Origin of the sequence: Kitasatospora sp. NBC_00240 (genome assembly GCF_026342405.1) — a bacterium.
Taxonomy (GTDB): Bacteria; Actinomycetota; Actinomycetes; order Streptomycetales; family Streptomycetaceae; genus Kitasatospora.
On the sequence record NZ_JAPEMU010000001.1, the window covers coordinates 345,418 to 365,387 of the forward strand.

The 19,970-nt window shown below is 75.7% G+C and carries 16 protein-coding genes; 12 read left to right on the top strand and 4 right to left on the bottom strand.

Annotated elements, in window-relative coordinates:
* Positions 1-312 precede the first annotated feature (312 nt).
* The 5 genes from OG689_RS01465 (at position 313) to OG689_RS01485 (ending at position 7,931) form a co-directional block, all read left to right on the top strand.
* The gene (locus tag OG689_RS01465; RefSeq protein ID WP_266316828.1) at positions 313-618 is read left to right on the top strand and encodes a hypothetical protein; all 306 of its coding nucleotides are present in this window, start codon (positions 313-315) and stop codon (positions 616-618) included.
* A gap of 323 nt (positions 619-941) precedes the next feature.
* Positions 942-1,982, top strand: coding sequence for a LacI family DNA-binding transcriptional regulator (locus OG689_RS01470; RefSeq protein ID WP_266316829.1), 1,041 nt, complete (start codon positions 942-944; stop codon positions 1,980-1,982).
* A gap of 69 nt (positions 1,983-2,051) precedes the next feature.
* Positions 2,052-6,299 (top strand): NEW3 domain-containing protein, encoded by a 4,248-nt coding sequence (locus OG689_RS01475; protein ID WP_266316830.1) that lies wholly within the window; start codon positions 2,052-2,054, stop codon positions 6,297-6,299.
* Positions 6,299-7,030: a hypothetical protein gene (locus tag OG689_RS01480; RefSeq protein ID WP_266316832.1), complete on the top strand. Its 732-nt coding sequence runs from the start codon at positions 6,299-6,301 to the stop codon at positions 7,028-7,030. The genes OG689_RS01475 and OG689_RS01480 overlap by 1 nt, the downstream gene beginning before the upstream one ends.
* A 118-nt stretch (positions 7,031-7,148) precedes the next feature.
* On the top strand, positions 7,149-7,931 hold the full coding sequence (locus OG689_RS01485) for an SGNH/GDSL hydrolase family protein (RefSeq protein WP_266316834.1): 783 nt from the start codon (positions 7,149-7,151) through the stop codon (positions 7,929-7,931).
* Positions 7,932-8,079: 148 nt separating this feature from the next.
* Here OG689_RS01485 and OG689_RS01490 read toward each other — a convergent pair whose 3' ends face one another.
* Entirely contained in the window at positions 8,080-8,295 is a 216-nt protein-coding gene (locus OG689_RS01490; RefSeq protein WP_266316835.1) for a hypothetical protein, read from the bottom strand.
* 210 nt (positions 8,296-8,505) lie between these two features.
* Between OG689_RS01490 and OG689_RS01495 the strand changes: the two genes are divergently transcribed.
* From OG689_RS01495 to OG689_RS01510, 4 genes are all read left to right on the top strand, one after another.
* A complete protein-coding gene (locus tag OG689_RS01495; protein ID WP_266316836.1) occupies positions 8,506-9,174 on the top strand; it encodes a hypothetical protein in 669 nt (222 codons plus the stop codon).
* Between the two features lie 144 nt (positions 9,175-9,318).
* Complete coding sequence (locus OG689_RS01500) at positions 9,319-9,954, top strand: hypothetical protein (RefSeq protein WP_266316837.1); 636 nt, start codon at positions 9,319-9,321, stop codon at positions 9,952-9,954.
* Positions 9,955-10,298: 344 nt separating this feature from the next.
* Positions 10,299-11,297 carry a MerR family transcriptional regulator gene (locus tag OG689_RS01505; RefSeq protein ID WP_266316839.1) on the top strand — a complete coding sequence of 333 codons (999 nt, stop codon included), beginning with the start codon at positions 10,299-10,301 and terminating at the stop codon, positions 11,295-11,297.
* A 96-nt stretch (positions 11,298-11,393) separates the two neighbouring features.
* Positions 11,394-12,638, top strand: a complete 1,245-nt coding sequence (locus tag OG689_RS01510; RefSeq protein ID WP_266316840.1) for an NAD(P)/FAD-dependent oxidoreductase — start codon at positions 11,394-11,396, stop codon at positions 12,636-12,638.
* Positions 12,639-12,703: 65 nt separating this feature from the next.
* On the opposite strand, the gene OG689_RS01515 is transcribed toward OG689_RS01510, so the two are convergent.
* Positions 12,704-13,342, bottom strand: a complete 639-nt coding sequence (locus OG689_RS01515; RefSeq protein ID WP_266316841.1) for a MarR family winged helix-turn-helix transcriptional regulator — start codon at positions 13,340-13,342, stop codon at positions 12,704-12,706.
* Between the two features lie 209 nt (positions 13,343-13,551).
* On the opposite strand from OG689_RS01515, the gene OG689_RS01520 reads away from it, so the two are divergent.
* A complete protein-coding gene (locus tag OG689_RS01520; protein ID WP_266316843.1) occupies positions 13,552-15,699 on the top strand; it encodes an MMPL family transporter in 2,148 nt (715 codons plus the stop codon).
* Positions 15,700-15,739: 40 nt separating this feature from the next.
* Here the strand turns inward: OG689_RS01520 and OG689_RS01525 are convergent, their stop codons facing one another.
* The gene (locus OG689_RS01525) at positions 15,740-16,177 is read right to left on the bottom strand and encodes a DUF2809 domain-containing protein (protein ID WP_266316845.1); all 438 of its coding nucleotides are present in this window, start codon (positions 16,175-16,177) and stop codon (positions 15,740-15,742) included.
* A 281-nt stretch (positions 16,178-16,458) separates the two neighbouring features.
* Between OG689_RS01525 and OG689_RS01530 the strand changes: the two genes are divergently transcribed.
* Both OG689_RS01530 and OG689_RS01535 read left to right on the top strand, forming a co-directional pair.
* Positions 16,459-17,775 carry a DUF2252 domain-containing protein gene (locus OG689_RS01530; RefSeq protein WP_266326786.1) on the top strand — a complete coding sequence of 439 codons (1,317 nt, stop codon included), beginning with the start codon at positions 16,459-16,461 and terminating at the stop codon, positions 17,773-17,775.
* A gap of 252 nt (positions 17,776-18,027) precedes the next feature.
* Positions 18,028-19,056, top strand: a complete 1,029-nt coding sequence (locus OG689_RS01535; protein WP_266316846.1) for an aminoglycoside phosphotransferase family protein — start codon at positions 18,028-18,030, stop codon at positions 19,054-19,056.
* 75 nt (positions 19,057-19,131) lie between these two features.
* Here OG689_RS01535 and OG689_RS01540 read toward each other — a convergent pair whose 3' ends face one another.
* Positions 19,132-19,875 carry a 3-oxoacyl-ACP reductase family protein gene (locus OG689_RS01540; protein ID WP_266316848.1) on the bottom strand — a complete coding sequence of 248 codons (744 nt, stop codon included), beginning with the start codon at positions 19,873-19,875 and terminating at the stop codon, positions 19,132-19,134.
* Positions 19,876-19,970 lie beyond the last annotated feature (95 nt).

Consider the following 19,970-nt stretch of genomic DNA (forward strand, 5'->3'; position numbering starts at 1 on the left):
GACCAGGCTTCCGGTGGCAGCGGACAGCAAGCTCTCGCTGGTGCTGAAGACCCCGGCCGCCGGGGCCGCCAACCTCAAGGCGGCGGTCTCCTTCACGGACGCGCCGGCCTCCTTCACCGCCCTGGACCTGGGCGCGACCGCGAGCGGCGACCGGGAGCGCAAGACCCTCGGCCTGTCCGCCTTCCAGGGCCGCACCGTCGCCCGGATCGGCCTGCAGGCCGCCGGGTCGGCCACCGCCCACGACCTGAGGACAGGTCAGATCGCTTTCTACGACGGGACGGTGGACGCGGCGTCCGCCCCGCCGGGCTCACCGTGCTCGGCAGCTCCGACGTCTCGGCCACCCGCAAGTCGCTGCGGCTCACCTGGACCGCCTCGGCGGCCGGGCAGGTGCACCACTACGAGGTGTACCGCCGCAACGCCGACGGGAGCAGGAGCTTCCTGGGGGCGACGCCCGACGACGCCTGGTTCGTCCCGCGACCGGACCGGGCCGGCACCGCGGCCGCCACCGACCACCCGATGGACGTGACCGCGCGGTACGTCCGACTGGTGATCACCAGGCCGACCCGGACCGCCGACCCGGCGGCCCGGATCTACGAGTTCGAGGCCTGGGGCACGTAGGCCTCGGAACCGAGTGGGAGATCCCGGTGACGGGCCCGGCGCGGAGCCGGTCGCCGGGCCGGGCGACCGGCTCCGCGCGACCTGTCTGACGCGGGCATCGCTAAACCGGTCCAGCAGTTCGGCCGACCCCGGCCACGGCTAGACTCCGGCCTCGAAGGACCCACCGCGCGAGCACCCGGCCGCCCGGGCCGCCGGCTCGGCCGGGCCCCGGCAGGCCGCCGGTCCGGACAGCCCGGCGCCGCGGTCCGCGGGTCCGGACACTCCGTCGGCGGGCACCTCGCGCCGACCGTACGCAGCTGGGCCGCAGACAGGAGTCACACCTCGTGGGCAGACCGACGATCGCCGACATCGCGCAGCGTGCGGGGGTGTCGAAGGGCGCGGTGTCCTTCGCGCTCAACGGGCGCCCCGGTGTCAGCGAGGAGACCCGGGCCAGGATCCTGCGGATCGCGGAGGAGATGAGCTGGCGCCCGCACAGTGCGGCGCGGGCTCTCGGCGGCGCCCGGGCCGGGGCGGTCGGGCTGGTGATCGCCCGGCCGGCCCGGACGATCGGGGTGGAGCCCTTCTTCGCGCAGCTGCTGTCGGGGCTGCAGGCGGGTCTCTCCAGCCGGACGGTCGCCCTGCAGCTGCTGGTGGTCGAGGACACCGCCGCCGAGATCGAGGTGTACCGGCGCTGGGCCTCGGAGCACCGGGTGGACGGCTTCATCGTGGTCGACCCGCAGGTCCAGGACCCGCGGCCGGCCGTCCTGGAGGAACTGCGGGTGCCGGCCGTGGTGCTCGGCCGGCCCGGCCGGCGGAGCAGCCTGCCGAGTGTCTGGGCCGACGACCGCGAGGCGATGCTGTCGATCATCGACTACCTGGCCGCCCTCGGTCACACCCGGATCGCCCATCTCGCCGGCCTGCCCGCCTTCCAGCACACCCAGCGCCGGATCCGGGCCCTGCGGGACTCCGCCCGGCGGCTCGGGCTGACCGACACCGAGTCGCTGCCCACCGACTTCAGCGACGCGCAGGGCGCCGCCGCGACCCGGGCGCTGCTGTCCCGCCCCCGGCGGCCCACCGCGATCGTGTACGACAGCGACGTGATGGCACTGGCCGGGCTCGGGGTCGCCGCCGAGATGGGTGTGGCGGTGCCCGGCGACCTGTCCATCGTCTCCTTCGACGACTCCCTGCTGACCCGGATCGTCCATCCCTCGCTGACCGCGCTGTCCCGGGACACCTTCGCCCTCGGCGAGCAGGTGGCCGAGCTGCTGCTGGCGGCGATCAACGACCCGGCGGCGGTCCGGGACGTCCGCACGCCGACCCCGCGGCTCACCGTCCGGGAGAGCACGGCGCCGCCCGCCCTTGGCAGGTCGGCTAAAGCGCTTTAGGCTGCGGCCGGTACCGACCCGCACCGATCCGCGCCGCTCCCCCGCCCGCCCGCCGAGAGGACCACCGCCGTGCCGGTCAGCATCACCGACGTCGCCAGCACCGATCTCTTCGTCGGCGCCGAGGACGCCCCGCGCCAGGTACTGCGCGTCACGCTGGACGGCCCGCCCACCCGGGTCGCCGTCACCGGCCCCGGCGTCCGGGGCGGGGCCGTGGGCAGCGGCGTGGTCGAGGTGCCCCTGACCGTCACCGGGGCGGCGCCGGGCCGCGAGTTGCCGGTGGTGGTCACCGCCGGCGGGGCGCGGCGCGAGGCGACCGTCACCGTGGCCGAGCCCGGCTGGACGATGTACCTCGTCTCGCACTTCCACTACGACCCGGTGTGGTGGAACACCCAGGCCGCCTACACCTCACCCTGGGAGCTGCTGGCGAGCGACGCCACCACCCGGCCGCTCTGGGAGCGCAACGGTTTCGCGCTGGTCGAGGCGCATCTGGACCTCGCCCTGCGCGACCCGGTCTACCGCTTCGTGCTGGCCGAGATCGACTACCTCAAGCCGTTCTTCGACCAGCACCCGGAGCGCCGGGCCGATCTGCGGCGTCTGCTCGACAGCGGCCAGGTCGAGCTGGTCGGCGGCACGTACAACGAGCCCAACACCAACCTGACGGGCGCCGAGAGCACCATCCGCAACATCGTCTACGGCGTGGGCCACCAGCGCGACATCCTCGGCGGGGACCCGCGGACGGCGTGGCAGCTCGACGTGTTCGGCCACGACCCGCAGTTCCCCGGCTACCTGGCGGCCGCCGGGCTGACCGGCAGCGCCTGGGCCCGCGGGCCTTTCCACCAGTGGGGCCCGATCCAGAAGAACTTCGGTGCGGCCAAGGAAAACGCCCGGGTGATGCAGTTCCCCAGCGAGTTCGAGTGGATCTCACCGTCCGGCCTCGGGGTGCTCACCCACTACATGCCGCACCACTACTCGGCCGGCTGGTGGATGGACTCCGCGCCCGACCTGGCCGCCGCCGAGCAGGCCGTGTACGAGCTGTACCGCAAGCTGAAGCCGGTGGCCGCCGGCCGGAACCTGCTGCTCCCGGTCGGCACCGACTACACCCCGCCGAACAAGTGGGTCACCGAGGTCCACCGGTCCTGGGCCGCCAAGTACCGCTGGCCGAGGTTCGTCTGCGGCACCCCGCGCGACTTCCTGACGGCCGTCCGCGCCGAGTCCGCCGCCACCGGGCGGCGGCCGAGCCCGCAGACCCGGGACATGAACCCGGTCTACACCGGCAAGGACGTCTCGTACATCGACACCAAGCAGGCGCAGCGGGCCGGCGAGGTCGCGGCGGTCGACGCCGAGAAGCTCGCCACCCTCGCGGTGCTGGAGGGGCTGGGCAGCTACCCGGACGCGGCGCTGGACAAGGTCTGGCGCCAACTCGCCTACGGCGCGCACCACGACGCGATCACCGGGTCGGAGTCCGACCAGGTGTACATCGATCTGCTGGCCGGCTGGCGCGAGGCGCACGACCTGGCCGCCGGCGTCCGGGACACCGCGCTCGACGCGCTGCTGTCCCGGGTCGACAGCACCGGCGAGGGCACGGCCGTGGTGGTCGCCAACACGCTGTCCTTCGACCGGTCGGGCCCGGTGGCGCTGCGGCTGCCGGCCGGCTTCGACGGCGGCCGGGTGCTGGACGACACGGGTGCCGAGCTGCCCTGCGCGGTGGACCGGGGCACCCTGCGCTTCCTGGCCTCGGACGTGCCCGCGCTCGGCTGGCGCAGTTGGCGGCTGCTGCCGGGCCGCCCGGGTGCCGCGGCGCCCCTCTGGAGCGCCCGGCCGGGCTTCACCGTCGAGAACGAGCACTACCGAGCGACGGCCGACCCGGCCCGGGGTGGCGGCCTGGTCGGCGTGCTGGAGAAGGCGCGCGGGCGGGAGTTGCTGCGTCCGGGCGCGGTCGGGAACGAGCTGCGGGTGTACGAGGAGTACCCGGCCCATCCCGAGTTCGGCGAGGGCCCCTGGCATCTGCTGCCGAAGGGCCCGGTCAAGGGTGCCTCGGAGGGGCCGGCCACCGTGCGGGCGGAGTCCGGGCCGCTCGGCGAGCGGCTGGTGGTGACCGGCGACGTGGACGGCATCCGGTACGAGCAGACCGTCACGCTGTGGCACGGCGTCGCCCGGCTCGACTGCCGGACCAGGGTGGTCGACCAGCGCGGCGCGGACCGGCTGCTCAGGCTGCGGTTCCCGCTGGACCTGCCCGGCGCGCTGCCGGTCAGCGAGGTGGCCGGGGCCGTGGTCGGCCGCGGCTTCGCCCTGCCCGACGTCGACGCCGCCGAGGCGCCGTGGACCTTGGACAATCCGGCCAACACCTGGTTCGGGCTGGGCTCCACGGCCCGGGTCTCGCTCACCGACGCGGCCGGCGCCCCGGCCGGCGAACGCGCGCTGGGCGTCGCCGAGGTCGTGGTCCGCGACCTGGACGCCGCCGCCGGGGCCCGCGACCTGGTGGTGGCCCTGGCCCGGGTGGGTGTCACGGCGACCACCGCGGCCGCCGACTGGGCCCGCTACGGCTGGCTGGACGTGGACTCCAACCTGCCGGACTTCCGGATCGTCCTCGGCGGCCCGGAACAGAACGACGTGGCAAAGGAGTTGCTGGAGCGGGCCTGCGCCGAGCATGCCACCGAGCTCGCCCGGCGAGGGCGGGTCTGGGTGCCGGCCGAGAAGCCGCTGGCCGAGGTCTGGCAGCCCAACGCCGACCTGCGCGACCTGCGGGCACTGCCGGCGCTGATCGTCCTGGACGGTGAACTCGGGGCGCTGGTCGAGGACTTCGCGGACGCCCGGGTGACGGCCGGCTGCCCGGGCGCGATCCCGGCCGGTGAGCGGCTCACCGACCGGACGGTAGCGCTGCTCACCTACGGCCTGCCCGGCTTCGCGGTGGATCCGTCGGGCGCGCTGCACCTGTCCCTGCTGCGCTCCTGCACCGGCTGGCCCTCGGGCATCTGGATCGACCCGCCGAGGCGAACCGCCCCGGACGGCTCGTCCTTCCAACTCCAGCACTGGACGCACGACTTCCACTACGCACTGGTGTCCGGTGAGGGCGACTGGCGCGAACTCCGGCTGCCCTCGCAGGGCCAGGAGTTCAACCACCCGCTGTATCCCCGGCTCCTCGACCCGCGCCGGGGCCCGCTCCCGCCGACCCACTCCTACCTACGGGTCCACCCCGCCCGCGAGGTACTGCTGAGCACCCTGAAGCCGAGCGGCAACCCGGTCGCGCACGGCAGCGCCGACCGCCCGGACCCGGCGGCCGGCGTCACCCTGCGCCTGCTGGAGTCGACCGGCCTCGGCCGCACCGCACGGCTGGACGGCGCCCTGCGGCTCAGCCGGCTGCGCCCCGCCGACCTGCTGGAACGCCCGACCGGCGGGCCGCTCGACGACGCGGCCGCCCGGGGAGTGCCACTGACCGGCTCGGCGGTGGCGACCCTGCTGGCCGTGCCGTTGCCCGCCGGCCCCTCGGGTGCGAGCAGGACGGGCGAGCTGTCGGGCCGAGCCCCGCTCGGGCCCACGGCCGAGGTGGCGCAGCCGGTGCACGCCCGGTACTGGCTGCACAACCGCGGTCCGGCCCCGATGGGCTACCTGCCGGTGTCGGTCGGCGTCTCACCGGGCCTGCTGCGGACGGACGGTGAGCCGGTCGAGATCTCGGTGGTGCTCGCCTCGCACCTGCGCGACGCCGAGACCGAGGGGACGGCGGTGGTGCTCGCCCCGGAGGGCTGGCGGGTGAGCGTCGGCCGGCGCCCGTACCGGCTCGCGCCCGGCGGGCACCTGCGCTTCCCGGTGACGCTCACACCCCCGGCCGGTCTCGAGCCCGGCCTGTACTTCGCGGCCGCCCGGATCGAGTACCGGAGGCAGAGCGTCGAGGACGTCGCGACCCTCGCCGTGGGCGACCCGCCGGCCCTGCGCCGGGAGCCCGACGAGGGCTTCTGGCAGCGCGACGTCACCCACGGCACCACGGCGGACGCCGGCCGGGACACCGGCCTCTCGGTGGAGGTCCTGGCGTCCGCCGTCCGGGTCGCCCCCGGTGGCCGCGCCACGCTGGGTGTGGTGCTCACCAACCGGACCCGGGGCGAGATCCGGGGCGAGTTGCAGGTGGTCTCGCCCTGGGGCACCTGGGACGCGATCCCCGATCCGGTGCGGGGCTTCGCCCTGCCCGCGGGCGCCACTCGGACGGCCCGCTTCGAGGTGGCCCCGCCGCCCGACGCCGAGCCCGCCCGGGTCTGGGCGCTCACCAAGGTGATGTGGTTCGGGCGCTGCCAGTACGCGCCGACCGTGGAACTGGTGGTGGCGTGATGACGCACGATCATGCCGGGCCCGGTCCTGCGGTGTTGGGATTTCTGGACGGCCGGCCCCTGCCTCGGGCGGAGCTCGACCGCAGGCTCGCCGAGATGCGCGCCGGCCGCCGCTCCTCCGCCCTGCCGCTCGCCGGCTCCGCCGAGGACCGGCAGCTGACCCGGTGGGCCGCCCAGGTCCTGCTCACCGAGCGGCTCTGCGAGGCCGAGGCCGCCGAACGCGGGCTCGGCCACTCGGCCGACCCGCCCGTCCGGCTGGACCAGCGCGCCGCCGTCGAACTCGGCTCCATCACCGCGGCCGCGTTCGAGGGCAGCTCGGCCGTCCGCGCGGTGTACCGGGCGGTGACCGCCGGGGTGACGGCCGCCCCCGAGGCCGTCGCCGCGTACGCCCCCGGCCCGGCGTCCGCCCCGGCCGACCGGCCCTGGCGGCTCAGCACGCCGGACGGAGACTTCGACGCCCACCCCGACAGTCTGCCGCGGGACTTGGCGGCGGCCCTGCGCGCGGCGCCCGCGGGGCGGCAGGTCACCGTCCGCGGGTGGACGGCCAGGCTCGTCGCGGCGACCGTCCCGGAGCCCGCCGCCGAGCCGGCCTCCGAGCGGCTGACCGAGGCGGCCCGGCGTGCCGTCTTCGTCCGCTGGCTGGACGCGGCCCGAGGCCGGCGGCTGGAGCTCGTCCCAGGCTTGGAGCACCCCGGCGACCCGGCCCAGCCGGACAACCACCACCGGCACTGAAGCCGGGCCCGCCGGCCGCCGCCATGCCTCCCGCCGCCGGGCAGTGGCCAATCTCACGCACCGCGACAGGGCACCTACGGTGGCGTAGGTTACTTGAGACAGTGAAGTATCTCCTTCCATGGCCGACCACCAGGAGATTCTTGACCCACGTTCGTACGCCGCCCTCGGCGACAGCTTCACCGAGGGCCTGGACGACCCGGGACCGGACGGCGTCTTCGCCGGCTGGGCCGACCGGCTCGCCGGGCTGCTCGCGGAGCGCCGCCCGGACGGCGACTTCCGCTACGCCAACCTCGCCGTCCGCGGCAGACTGCTCGACCAGATCGTCGCCGAACAGGTGCCCCAGGTCCGGCGGATCGCGCCCGACCTGGTCACCTTCTGCGCCGGCGGCAACGACATCCTGCGGCCCGGCAGCGACCCGGACGAGGTGGCCGAGCGCTTCGAGGCGGCCGTCCTCGAACTGCGCGAGGCGGCGGGCACGGTACTGATCTGCACCGGCTTCGACACCCGCGGGGTGCCGGTCCTCAAGCACCTGCGCGGGCGGATCGCCACCTACAACGGCCACCTGCGGGCGATCGCCGACCGGAACGGCTGCGCGGTGGCCGACCTCTGGTCGCTGCGGGCCGTGCACGACCGCCGGGCCTGGAGCGAGGACCGGCTGCACCTCTCCCCGGAAGGCCACCAGCGGGTCGCGCTGCTCGCCGCCCGCGCCCTCGGCATCCCGGTCGAACAGGATCCGGACGCGCCCTGGCCCGCGCAGCACGTCCTCTCGCCGGCCGAGCAGCGCCGGGAGAACATCCAGTGGGCGCGCAGCTACCTGATCCCCTGGGTCGGCCGCCGGCTGCGCGGGGAGTCCTCCGGCGACCACGTCGAGGCCAAGCGCCCGGAGCTGCTCCCGCTCTGAGCCCCTCGCGCCGGCGCCGGTCCGCCGCACCCCTCCCCCGGGAGTGTGCGGCGGACCGGGCCCGGGCCGGAGTCGCGGAGCCCGGCCCGAACGGCTTCCCGTCCCGGGCCCGGACCGGGCCGTGATGGATTGATGCCGCTATGGGCTGTCAAGCACCGCTGTGGGGTGGGTGCTTGGCCGACTTCCAGGCCGCCGCGTTGGGTTGTGGCAGATCCAGAGCGTCGGCGACGGCGGCGGTCACGCGGATGGCTTGGTCCGGAAGGTGCTGGGCGATCCAGTCGGCCGCCAGTTGGTAGAAGTCGGTGAGGTCGCGTTCTGCGCCGGCCAGCAGGTGGCGGAGCTCGGTGGCGGGCAACTCGATCACGGGGCTCACTCGGCGACGGGCCAGAGCGCGAAGCCGTCAGGGGCGTCAACCTCAAGGACGGGCTGCATCACGATCACCTGGCAGAGTGTCGCGCACATCCCGCCCGCACCGCCTCCCGAATTCGGTGACGACTCTCGGTGTCGGTGGGCGGTCGTAGGGTCGTGCCGACCGACCCATCCGAGGGCCCGCACCGGAAGGACGCCCGGACCGATGACCTCGTCCAGCACCGCCGACCACGGCGTCGCACTCACCGAACGTGCCATCAGCTCCGTCGAGGCCGACCCGCTGCGGCTCGTCCTCGGCCACAACCGGTTCGCGGGCCCCTGGCTGGCGCAGGGGCGGGCGCAGCCGGTGCCGGCCGCGGAGCTGGCCGCGCTCACCCTCCCCGGCGGGCGGGTCCTCTCGCCGAGCCTGCGCCGCTGGCTGGCGTTCGACAGCGGACTCCTGCGCCGCTCCGGCTGGTTCGGCCCGGCGGACGGCGCCGACGGCGGCCCGGTGCTCACCCCGCGTCCCCTGGGCGAGATCGCCCGCGCCGAGTTCGGCGACGGCTGGGGCCAGACCTTCGACCCCCTCTCGGAGCGCTTCGCGGAGTGCTTCCTGCTGCCCGGCGGCTCGGACTCCCGCCGCGTACTGGCCGCCGGGGAGCCGGACGAGTACGGCGAGCACCCCGTCCTCGCCCTCGACGTCGACGACTTGCCGTGCATCGAGCTGATGTACCCCGGTATGGACGTCTACCTCGCCCACACGGCCGGGGTGATCACCGTGGCGGGCGAGGGCTACTCCGCGGCCGCGAGGGACCCGCGCTACGCCGCGCGGATGCGCACCCACGCCCGGAACCATCTCGCCGGGGAGCTGTCCGAAGACTTCACCCGGTGGTAGCCGGCTCCGTGTGCGGTCCGGCGGCCGGGGCGAAGGGCCTCCCCCCGCGCCGGCCCCGGCTGCCGTGCGCGAGAATGTCGCTCGCCCGTACGCACACGGACGGGCAGGGGCGCGCCGACCTGGCGCGGAACGGGGGGAGTGCCGATGAGGCGTCAAGGATTCGCCGCGACGGCGGGGGTGGCCGTGGGGACGGCCGTCCTGCTGCTGGCGGGCTGCGGTCAGCGGAGCGCGAGCGGCGCGGGCTCGGGGTCGTCGAGCGCGGCGGGGGCGAAGGCTCCGGCCGTGGCCAGCACACCGCCCGGCGTCGCCGAGCTGCAGGCGCAGCAGGACGCGCTCTTCCCGGAGGTCGCGGCCCGCTGTGCGGGCGCCGGCACGGCCTCGGCCCCGTCCCCGTCGGCCTCCGCCGGCGTCGCGGACGGGGCGCCGGACGATCCGTCGGCGCGGAAGTACGCCGAGAACCACGCCTACAAGCAGACCGTGGCCCTGACCCCGCAGTCCCGCTGCCGTGGCGACGCCCACGCGGCGCGGATCACGGCGGCGCTCAAGGCCACCGGCCGGCCCGCCGCCCTCGGCGAGGCCGAGCTTCGGGCGGAGCTCGAACGACTGGGCTATCCGACGCGGGGCGGCGAGGTGCACAGCTCGGGCGGCACGGTCGGTTTCTCGCTGTGGATCCCGGGCTCGGGCCCCTGCCTGACCGGAACGCTCGGGGCCACCCCGCGGATCCAGGCGCACGGTGCATACCTGGAGGGCGGCTGCAACGAACCCCAGGGCGGCCACTGACGGCGGCGGGGGTGCGGGTGACCGGCCGTCGAGTCCGAACGGCGGGGGCGCGACGCCGGCCCCCGTCCCGCGCGGCACAGGCAACGGGCCCGGGTCGCCACGCCCCGTCGCCGTTTTGGATCTCACGGGATTACGGCGCATCGTGGAGGGGACGTCGCATCGATCCCGCAGCGGTCCGAGCCGCACGGAGTGGCCCGGACCGGCTGGACGGTGCCCGAGCGGCCCTGGAGGTCCGGATGCCGAGGCGGTTGTCCCAGCACGGCGGGCCGGACGCGCCCGCGCGGCCGGCGGCCACGCCACCGGCAGGACCGGACGCGGCTGACCGGGACGGCACGGAGGGCACGGTGGCCGCGGTGGCCGCGGAGGGCGCGGGGATCAGCACGGGCGCACTGGCCCGCCGGCTGGGGGTCTCGCCGACGACCATCCGCAGCTGGGAGCGCCGCTACGGGATCGGCCCCGACCGACACAATCCCGGCCACCACCGCCGGTACCTCCCGCCCGACGTCGAGCGGCTCGAACTCATGTGCCGGCTGACCGCCCAGGGGCTGCCGCCGGCCGAGGCCGCCCGGGTCTGCAACCGCCCATCCGGTGCCGCGCCCGGAGCAGACGGCGCGCCTGCACCCGTCCCCGCCCCCGAAGCCCCCGCCGAAGGCCGGCCGGCCAACCGGATCGGCGGTGGCCACGCCCTGCCGGTGGGCCCGGCCGGCGCGCTCTGCCGGGGGCTCGCCAGGGCGGCCGTCCGGCTCGACGACCCCGCGATGCACGAGCTGCTGGCCGCCGGCTTCGCCACCCACGGCGTGGTCGCCACCTGGGAGGAACTGGCCGCCCCGGTGCTCCGCGCCGTCGGCGCCAAGTGGGCGGTGTCCGGGGGCAGGTACGTGGAGGTGGAGCATCTGCTGTCCTGCGCGATCGGCCGCGCCCTGCAACGGGTCGGCCCGGACGCCCCGCCCGAGCATTCGGGCCGGCGGGCCGTCCTGCTGGCCGCCGCCCCGGACGAGATGCACGTCCTGCCGCTGCAGGCGCTCGGCGCCGCCCTCACCGAACGCGGCATCCCCGTACGGCTCTTCGGGGCCGCCGTGCCGACGGTGGGGCTGACCGCCGCGGTCGTGCGGACCGGCCCGGCCGCGGTCGTGTTGTGGAGCCAGAGCCGGACGAGCGCCGACCCCCGCGGCCTGGCCATGCTGAGCACCGCCGAATGGGGCCCGCCCGGCGCTCGCCAGCGGGCCGCCCTGTACGCCGCCGGACCGGGCTGGAGCGGCCGGGACCTGCCGCCCGGGGTCGCCCGGCTGCACTCGCTCTCCCAGGCGGTCGGCGAACTGGAGCCGCCCGCCCCGGCGCGCTGATCCCGGCCCGGCGCGCTGATCCCGCCCCGACGACAGCTCAGGATCTAGGGTCGGTGCCGGATCCCTGACAGCAGGTCACCCGAGAGGCGGCGCGAGATGCCGGCAGAGCCCACCCGAGAACACGACGCCCTGGTGATCGGCGCGGGGGTGGCCGGCCTGGCCTGCGCCCTCGACCTGCGGGCGGCCGGCCTGGACGTGCTGCTGGTGGAGCGGGCCGAGGTGGTCGGGGGCCGGGTGCGCACCGACCGGCGCGGCGGGTTCCAGCTGGACCACGGCTTCCAGGTGTTCAACACCTCGTACCCGCAGGTCAAGCGGCGGCTGCGGCTGCCCGAGCTGCGGCTACGCCCGTTCACCCCGGGCGTGCTGGTGCAGACCCCGCGCGGCCGGCTGCGGTTCACCGATCCCACCCGGCGCCCCGGGGCCGCCGCGGACCTGCTGCCCGGGCGGCTCGGGTCCGCACGCGACATCGCCGCCCTCGGCCTGCTCGGCGCCCGGGACATGCTGCTGCCGCCGGCCGTGCTGCGCCGCGGCCGGGACACCTCCACCCGCGCGGCCCTCGCCGCGGCCGGCGTCTCACCCGCCATGGTGGAGGAGTTCTTCCGCCCGTTCCTGTCCGGTGTCTTCCTGGAGGCGGACCTGGAGACCTCCGCGCGCTTCTTCCACCTGGTCTGGCGCAGCATGCTGCGGGGCACCCTCTGCCTGCCGGACGCGGGCATCGGCGCCGTACCGGCCCAGCTCGCGGCCGGCCTGCCCGCCGGGGTACTGCGGCTCGGCACGCCGGTGCGGGAGCTGACGGCCGCGGGGGCGGTGCTCACCGACGGCACCGAACTGCCGGCCCGGGCCGTGGTGGTGGCGACCGGCCCGGGCGCGGCCGGGGCGCTGCTGCCGGGCCTGCCGGTGCCGGCCACCCGTACGGTGACGACGCTGTACCACGCGGCGCCGGCTCCGCCGCTGGCCGAGCCGACCCTGCTGGTGGACTCGGCGCGGCGGGTGCTGAACACGGTGGTGCTCAGCGAGGTCGCGCCCGGGTACGCGACGGACGGCCGCGCGCTGGTCTCCACCTCGGTGCTGGGTGCGGCGGCGGACGACCGGGAGGCCGAGGTGCGCTCCGCACTGGCCGGGCTGTACGGGACGGACACCTCCGGCTGGGAGCACCTCGCCTCGTACCCGGTGCGGGAGGCGCTGCCGGCGATGCCGGCGCCGTGGCCGCTGATCCGCTCCAGCCGGTTCGGCGCGGGGCGCTACGTCTGCGGGGACCACCGGGCGACCGGCTCGCTGCAGGGGGCGATGGCCTCCGGGACGAGGGCGGCGCGTGAGGTTCTCCAGGACCTGGGCCGCTGAGACCGCGGACCGGGACGGCGAGCGCCGGGACTGCAGAGCGGCCCGGCCCTGCTGCTCCGGCAGGGTCAGCCGGCGTCGGGGCGGGCGCCCGAGCGGGTCTCCGGACCGGCCTCGGGACGGGTCCGCCGCTCCTGGCGCAGGCCGGCGAGTTCCTCGGTCATCCGGCCCAGGAACCGTGCCACCACCTGCAGTTCGGCCGGTGTGAAGTCGGCCCGGACGATGTCGGTGCGCTCGGCGACCGGCGTGAACCAGGCGGTGGCGATCCGGCTGGCGCCGGGGTTGTAGTGCACCCGGACCTGCCGGCGGTCGGCGCTGTCGCGGCTGCGGTGCACATGGCCGGCCCGCTCCAGGCGATCCAGTACGGCGGTCACCGCGCCGGAGGTGATTCCCAGCTCCTCCCGGAGCAGGCCCGGCGTCACGGCCGCGGCCTCCGCGTCCGGCCCGGTGCCGCCCTGAGGGCCGGGCCCCGCGCCCGGGCCCGCGGCCTGGCCGGGGCCCGCGCCGCGCATCACGGCCAGCAGCGCCTGGACGTCGGTGGCGTGCAGGCCCTGCGAGGCGGCGAAGTCGTGTCCGAGCAGGTTCATCTCGGAGGCCAGCCCCTGGAGCAGCCGGCCGAGCTCCCGGCGTTCGTTCTGCCGGTCGCCGTCGTCCTCGCCGCTGGTCTCGGGCCCGGGTACCGGCGCGTGCTGCTGGGGCAAGGTCACCTTCCGTCCGTACGGTCGCAGGAGCCGGACGCGCCCGCCGTGGGCCCCAGCCTAGACGCCGGCCGTGACCGGGCCCGCGGCGCCGCCGAACGCGCCCGGCCCGGGCAAAAGAAGTTCAACGATTAAGTCTCTCAATCATTGAGATATCATTCCCGCGCCGGGCCCGCCGCCGGCAGCAGCACGCCGGACACGCACGAAGGACTTCCGCCATGACGAGATCCACCCGCCGTACGCGATTCCTGATCCCCCTGCTCCTGCTGGTCGCCTGGCTGGGCCTCGGCGGCACCTTCGGCTCCTACGCCGGCAAGCTGGGCGAGGTCTCCACCAACGACAGCGCGGCCTTCCTCCCGCAGAGCGCGGAGTCCACCGAGGTGGTCCGGCTGCGGAAGGCATTCGAGCGCGACGCGACGCTGCCCGTCGTGGTGGTCTGGCAGGCCGACGGCGAGGGGCGGATCACCCCGGAGCAGCGGACCGCCGCCGACTCGGCGCTGCGCGCCGCCGCGCGGGTGCCCGGCGCGACCGGCGCCGTCTCGCCCGCCCTGCCCTCCGAGGACGGGCGGGCGCTGTCCGGCGTGGTGGCGCTCCGCGCCGACCTCGGCCGGACGGTCGGCGACAGCGTGACGGCCGTGCGGACGCAGGTCCAGGGGGTGCCGGGCACCACCGTCGGGCTGGCCGGGCCGGCCGCCCTGCAGAGCGACCTGGGCAGTGCCTTCGCCGGGATCGACGGGATCCTGCTGGGGGTGGCGCTCGGCGTCGTGCTGGTGATCCTGCTCGCGGTGTACCGCAGCGTGGTGCTGCCGCTGCTGGTGATCATCGGCGCGGTGTTCGCGCTCGGCGTCTCCTGCGCGATCGTCTACGTACTGGCCAAGCACGGGATCGTCCGGGTCGACGGCCAGATCCAGGGCCTGCTGTCGATCCTGGTGATCGGCGCCGCCACCGACTACGCCCTGCTGCTCTCGGCCCGGTTCCGCGAGGAGCTGCAGCTGCGTCCGGACCGCTGGACGGCGATGCGGATCGCCTGGCGCCGGTCCGTGGAGCCGATCACGGCCTCCGGGCTGACGGTGGCGCTCGGCCTGCTGGTGCTGCTGCTCTCCGACCTCACCAACAACCGGTCGCTGGGGCCGGTCGGAGCGATCGGCATCGGCTGCGCCGTGCTCTCCGCGCTGACCTTCCTGCCGGCCGCGCTGGTCCTGCTCGGCCGGGCCGCCTACTGGCCGGCCAGGCCGCCCGCCGACGGCCGCGTCCCGGTGCACGGCGTCTGGCGGCGGGTCGCCGCCCTGGTCGGCCGCCGGCCGCGGGCCACCTGGGTGGCCGCGCTCGCCGTGCTGGCCGCCTGCGCGGCGTTCGCCCCGACCCTCAACGCGCAGGGCGTGCCGCAGAGCGAACTCTTCATCAAGAAGCAGCCCTCGGTGACCGCCCAGCAGCTGCTGTCGGCGCACTTCCCCGGCGGGTCCGGCAACCCGGCCGTGGTGATCGCCGAGGTCGGGACGGCGGAGCGGACCACCGCCGCGGCTGCGGCCGTACCGGGGGTGAGCGGGGTCCGGGCCTACACCGGCGGCGCGCCGGACGGGCCGGCCCGGGTGGAGGACGGGCGGATCAGACTGGACGTCACCCTGGCGGACGCCGCCGACAGCGACCAGGCGATGGCCACCGTCCAGCGCCTGCGGGCGGCCGTGCACGCGGTGCCCGGCGCGGACGCCAAGGTCGGCGGGTACACGGCCCAGCAGTTCGACACCCGGACGACCGCCCGGCACGACCGTACGAAGATCATCCCGGTGGTGCTGCTCTGCATCCTGGCGGTCCTGGTCCTGCTGCTGCGCTCGCTGGTCGCCCCGTTGCTGCTGGCGGCCACCGTCGCACTCTCGTACCTGGCCACCCTCGGCGTCTGCGCGATCGTCTTCCCGCACGTGTTCGGCTTCACCGGCACGGACCCCTCGGTGCCGCTGTACGGGTACGTGTTCCTGGTGGCGCTCGGCGTGGACTACAACATCTTCCTGATGACCCGGGTCCGCGAGGAATCGCGACGGCACGGCACCCGGGAGGGCGTGCTGCGCGGGCTGACCGCCACCGGCGGGGTGATCACCTCCGCCGGCGTGGTGCTGGCGGCGACCTTCGCGGCGCTGGGTGTGATCCCGTTGGCCTTCCTGGCCCAGATCGCCTTCATCGTCGCCTTCGGGGTCCTGCTCGACACCCTCCTGGTGCGCTCGCTGCTGGTGCCCGCGCTGGTGTACGACCTCGGCGAACGCACCTGGTGGCCCGCCCGGCTCGGCCCCGACGGCCCGGGTCGCCCCCCGCAGGACGGCGGTTCCGCCGAGCCGGCCGCCGCCGCCCCGCTGGCCGACGGCGTCAGCGGCTGACGGCCGGGCGAAGGGGCGCACGGGCGCTACGCAGGGGCCGTCAGGGGCCGGCGGCCGCACCGTGCGGCCGGCGGCCCCCGCGGGCGAGGCTCAGGGCCGCCGCGTGCACCGACCACGCGAACAGCGCGCCCACCAGGTACCAGAACAGGTCGGGCGGGTTGAAGGTGGAGCCGAGCACCAGCCGCGCGAGGGTGCTGCGCCCCGACAGTTCGGCCGGCACATCCGTGAGTTGGGCGAACTCCACCGCCCAACTGACCGCCAGCGCGACGGCGGCGGCCGACCTCGGGCGGCTCCGCGGCGCGAGCAGCACGACGAGTGCGCAGAGCAGCACGGTGTAGAGCGCGTCACCGGCGTACTTGGCCATCTCCCCGGCGGCCACCGCCCGGACGCCCAGGCCCGCCACCAGCGTCAGCACGGCCGCCGCGCCCGCGCCCGCCCGGACCCGCACCAGCCCGGTGTCCCCCCGGAGATCACTCATGGCCGCCACCCTACGACGGCCCGGACGGGCGGCCTGCGCCGCTACCCCGGACTCCGGCTGTCGGCGGCCCGCCGCAGGTGGGTAGCCTTCATCGCGACAGGGGCGGCCCGCCGTGGGCGGCGGCGCGTGGATCGGACGGGGCGGTAGCGGTGGGGCTGACGGAAACGACATATGTGGCGGACGCCGACGGGGCGGCGGGCACGCCGACGCCGGCGCACGGATTCGCGGTGGCGGGGTTCGCCCCCAGACCCGGCGGCTCCTCGGCCAAGCGCCGGGGCAAGGTGCTGCGGCAGAACGCCACCCGGGAGCAGCACGCCGAGTTCGCCCCGGCCGCCGACCGGCCCGGCGCGGTCGAGGCCATCGAGGCCTCCAACGCCGGCCGGCTGGAGCACCTGGTGCCGATCCGGCTCGGCCGGATGTCGGCCACGCCGTTCGCCTTCCTGCGCGGCTCGGCCGGCCTGATGGCAGCGGACCTCGCGCACACCCCCACCAGCGGAATCACCGCCCAGCTCTGCGGTGACGCGCACGCGGCCAACTTCGGCCTGTACGGCGACGCCCGGGGCCGGTTGGTGATGGACATCAACGACTTCGACGAGACCGTGCCCGGCCCCTGGGAGTGGGACCTCAAGCGGCTCGCCGCCAGCCTGGTGCTCGCCGCGCGCGAGGTGGGCGCCGACGAACAGGTCGCCCGGCAGGCCGCCTTCGAGTCGGCCGGCTCCTACCGCCGGACGATGCGCGCGCTGGCCAAGCTGCCCGCGCTGGACGCCTGGAACGCGGTCGCCGACGAGCACCTGGTCGCGGTCACCGACGCCCACGAGCTGACCGAGGTGCTGAACAAGGTCTCGGCCAAGGCACTGGGCAACACCAGCGCCCGCTTCGCGGCCAAGTCCACCGTGCGCGAGGCGGAGGGACACTGGCGCTTCACGGCCGCTCCCCCGGTGCTCAGCCAGGTGCCGTACGAGCTCGCCGCGTCGGTCGCCGCCTCGCTCGCGCCCTACGCGGACACGGTGCCGGCGGAGCTGCGTCCGCTGCTCTCCCGGCACCATGTGCAGGACGTGGCCTTCCGGGTGGTCGGCACCGGAAGTGTCGGCACCCGTTCGTACGTGGTGCTGCTGACCGACCACCGGGACAAGCCGCTGGTGCTGCAGGTCAAGGAGGCCAGGCCGTCGGTGCTCCTCCCGCACCTGGCCAGGGCCGGCTACCCCGTCCGCGAGGTGCCGGCGCACGAGGGTCAGCGGGTGGTGCTGGGCCAGAAGCGGATGCAGGTGGTCAGCGACACCCTGCTCGGCTGGACCACCGTGGACGGACTGCCGTACCAGGTACGGCAGTTCCGCAACCGCAAGGGCAGCGTCGACCCGGCCGCGCTGCTGCCCGCCCAGTTGGACGACTACGCCCGGATCACCGGTGCGCTGCTCGCCCGGGCGCACGCGCACACCGCCGAGCCGGAGCTGATCAGCGGGTACTGCGGCAAGAGCGAGGCGCTGGACGAGGCGGTCGCCGCCTTCGCGGTGGCCTACGCCGACCGGACCGAGGCGGACCACGCCGATCTGGTCGCCGCCATCCGCAGCGGCCGGTTGGCCGCCGAGAGCGGGGTCTGAGCACCTCGGTCCCGCCCGGACCGGGCGATCCGGCCCGGAGGACCTGGACGGCCGTCGCCCACGCGACGGCCGTCCGCCCGTTGTTGACCACGGCGGGGGGCTCCCGGTAGCGTCCCGATGTCCCGGAGAACGCTCTCCCTCCGGCTGCGCCGCCCCCGCCGGACGGACGCCTCGGGCCGGCACCTCACGGGCACGGGCGGCACCGGCGCGCCGGCACGGCCGGCCTGGGAGCACCAGCCGCGAGAGGGCCCCATGCACAGCGCCACGAAGCAACAGCTCGGCCTGGAGGAGATCCGCGCCGTCGTCGCCGCATCCTGCGCCCCGGGCACCGAGGTGACCGAGGTCGAGGAGCTCACCGGCGGCACCTTCAACGCCGCCTACCGGCTCACCCTCGGCCCGTCGGGGCGGACGGCCGTCCTCAAGATCTCGCCACCGCCGGCGACCCCGCTGCTCACCTACGAGCACGGGTTGATGCGGACCGAGACCGAGTTCTACCGACTGATCGGCACGCAGACCGAGGTGACGGTCCCCCAGGTGATCGCAGCCGACTTCGACCGGCGGCTGGTCGACGGCGACTACCTGCTGATGTCCCACCTTGCCGGGACCGGCTGGGACCGCGCCCGCCCCGATCTGAGCGACACCGACCAGGCCCGACTGCGGCGGGACCTCGGCGAGTTGACCGCCCGGCTGCGCGCCGTCCGGGGCACCGGCTTCGGCTACCCGCAGCACGGGCTGCTGCCCGGCTGGCGGGCTGCCTTCGGCCGGATGCTGGACGACGTGCTCGCCGACGCCGCCCGGTACGCCGTGGCCCTGCCGGTCGACCCGGGCAGCCTGCTGGCCCTCGTGCGTGAACGAGCCTGGCTGCTCGACGCGGTGACCGTCCCCTCGCTGGTCCACTTCGATCTCTGGGAGGGCAACGTCCTGCTCACGGAGGAGACCGGCCGGCCCGGGATCAGCGGTGTCATCGACGGCGAACGTGCTTTCTGGGGCGACCCGTTGGCCGACCTGGTCTCCCCCTCTCTGTTCGGCGACATCGCGGCGGACGCCGACTTCCTGGCGGGGTACCGCGCGGTGGTCGGGCCGGACTTCGAGATCACCCCGGAGGCCGCCGGGCGGATCGACCTGTACCGGATCTACCTGGACGTGATCATGCTGGTCGAGGCCACCCCGCGCGGCTACGACCCGGCCGGGCACGAGCCGTTCGCCGAACTCGTCCGGGCCGACCTGCGGGCCGCGGTCGACCGGCTCCGCGAGGCGCCCGCGGGGCCGACCGGCGACTGACGCACCGAACCTGCCACGGCCCGGCGCCGGGCCGGAGGGCGTACCGACCGGCCGAGCCGGCCCGCCCTCCGGTGCTCAGGCCGCGTACCCGCCGTCCACCAGGATCGCCGAGCCGGTGACGTACCGGCCGCCGTCCCCGGCCAGGTGTGCCACCATGGCGGCCACCTCCGAGGGCTGCCCGAACCGCCCGAGGGCGGTCAGGCCCGCCTGCAACTCACCGGCCGGGCCGTCGGCCGGGTTCATGTCGGTGTCGATCGGGCCGGGCTGCACCAGGTTGGCGGTGATCCCCCGGGGGCCCAGCTCACGGGCGAGCGACCTGGTCAGCCCGTTCAGCGCGCTCTTGCTCATCCCGTACAACGACCCGCCGGCGAAGGCGCTGCGCTCCGACATGCAGCTGCCGATGGTGATGATCCGGCCGCCCTCGGCCATGTGCCGCAGCACCGCCTGGGCGGCCAGGAAGGGCGCCCGGACGTTGACGTGCAGCACCCGGTCCACGTCGGCGGCCGACAGCTCCTCGACCGGCCCGAGGACGCCCGTCCCGGCGTTGTTGACCAGGATGTCCAGCCGGCCGAACTCGGCGGCGGTCAGGTCCACCGCCGCGCGCACGGCCGCCGGGTCCGCGCTGTCGGCCTGCACCGCCAGGCCCCGGCGGCCGAGCGCCTTGATCCGGTCCACCACGTCGGCCGCCCGCTCGGCGTTGCCCAGGTAGGTCAGCGCGACGTCGGCGCCGTCCTCGGCCAGCCGCAGGGCCACCGCCTCCCCGATCCCCCGGCTGCCGCCGGTCACCAGCGCCACCTTGCCGTCCAGTACCGCAGTCATGTTCGCTCCTCTTCCTCGTCGGTCGTGCGGACATGACGATGCTGTCGGTTCGCCCACGAGGAGTCCGGCGGCAATCGGACGTGGCGTTCGGCGGC

What these genes read in the sequence shown, in the direction of transcription:
- OG689_RS01500 (WP_266316837.1), top strand. Translation starts at nt 9,319, where the DNA reads ATGAGGCGTCAAGGATTCGCCGCGACGGCGGGGGTGGCCGTGGGGACG.
- OG689_RS01495 (WP_266316836.1), top strand. Translation starts at nt 8,506, where the DNA reads ATGACCTCGTCCAGCACCGCCGACCACGGCGTCGCACTCACCGAACGT.
- OG689_RS01540 (WP_266316848.1), bottom strand. Translation starts at nt 19,875, where the DNA reads ATGACTGCGGTACTGGACGGCAAGGTGGCGCTGGTGACCGGCGGCAGC.
- OG689_RS01480 (WP_266316832.1), top strand. Translation starts at nt 6,299, where the DNA reads ATGACGCACGATCATGCCGGGCCCGGTCCTGCGGTGTTGGGATTTCTG.
- OG689_RS01535 (WP_266316846.1), top strand. Translation starts at nt 18,028, where the DNA reads ATGCACAGCGCCACGAAGCAACAGCTCGGCCTGGAGGAGATCCGCGCC.
- OG689_RS01520 (WP_266316843.1), top strand. Translation starts at nt 13,552, where the DNA reads ATGACGAGATCCACCCGCCGTACGCGATTCCTGATCCCCCTGCTCCTG.
- OG689_RS01525 (WP_266316845.1), bottom strand. Translation starts at nt 16,177, where the DNA reads ATGAGTGATCTCCGGGGGGACACCGGGCTGGTGCGGGTCCGGGCGGGC.
- OG689_RS01485 (WP_266316834.1), top strand. Translation starts at nt 7,149, where the DNA reads ATGGCCGACCACCAGGAGATTCTTGACCCACGTTCGTACGCCGCCCTC.
- OG689_RS01510 (WP_266316840.1), top strand. Translation starts at nt 11,394, where the DNA reads ATGCCGGCAGAGCCCACCCGAGAACACGACGCCCTGGTGATCGGCGCG.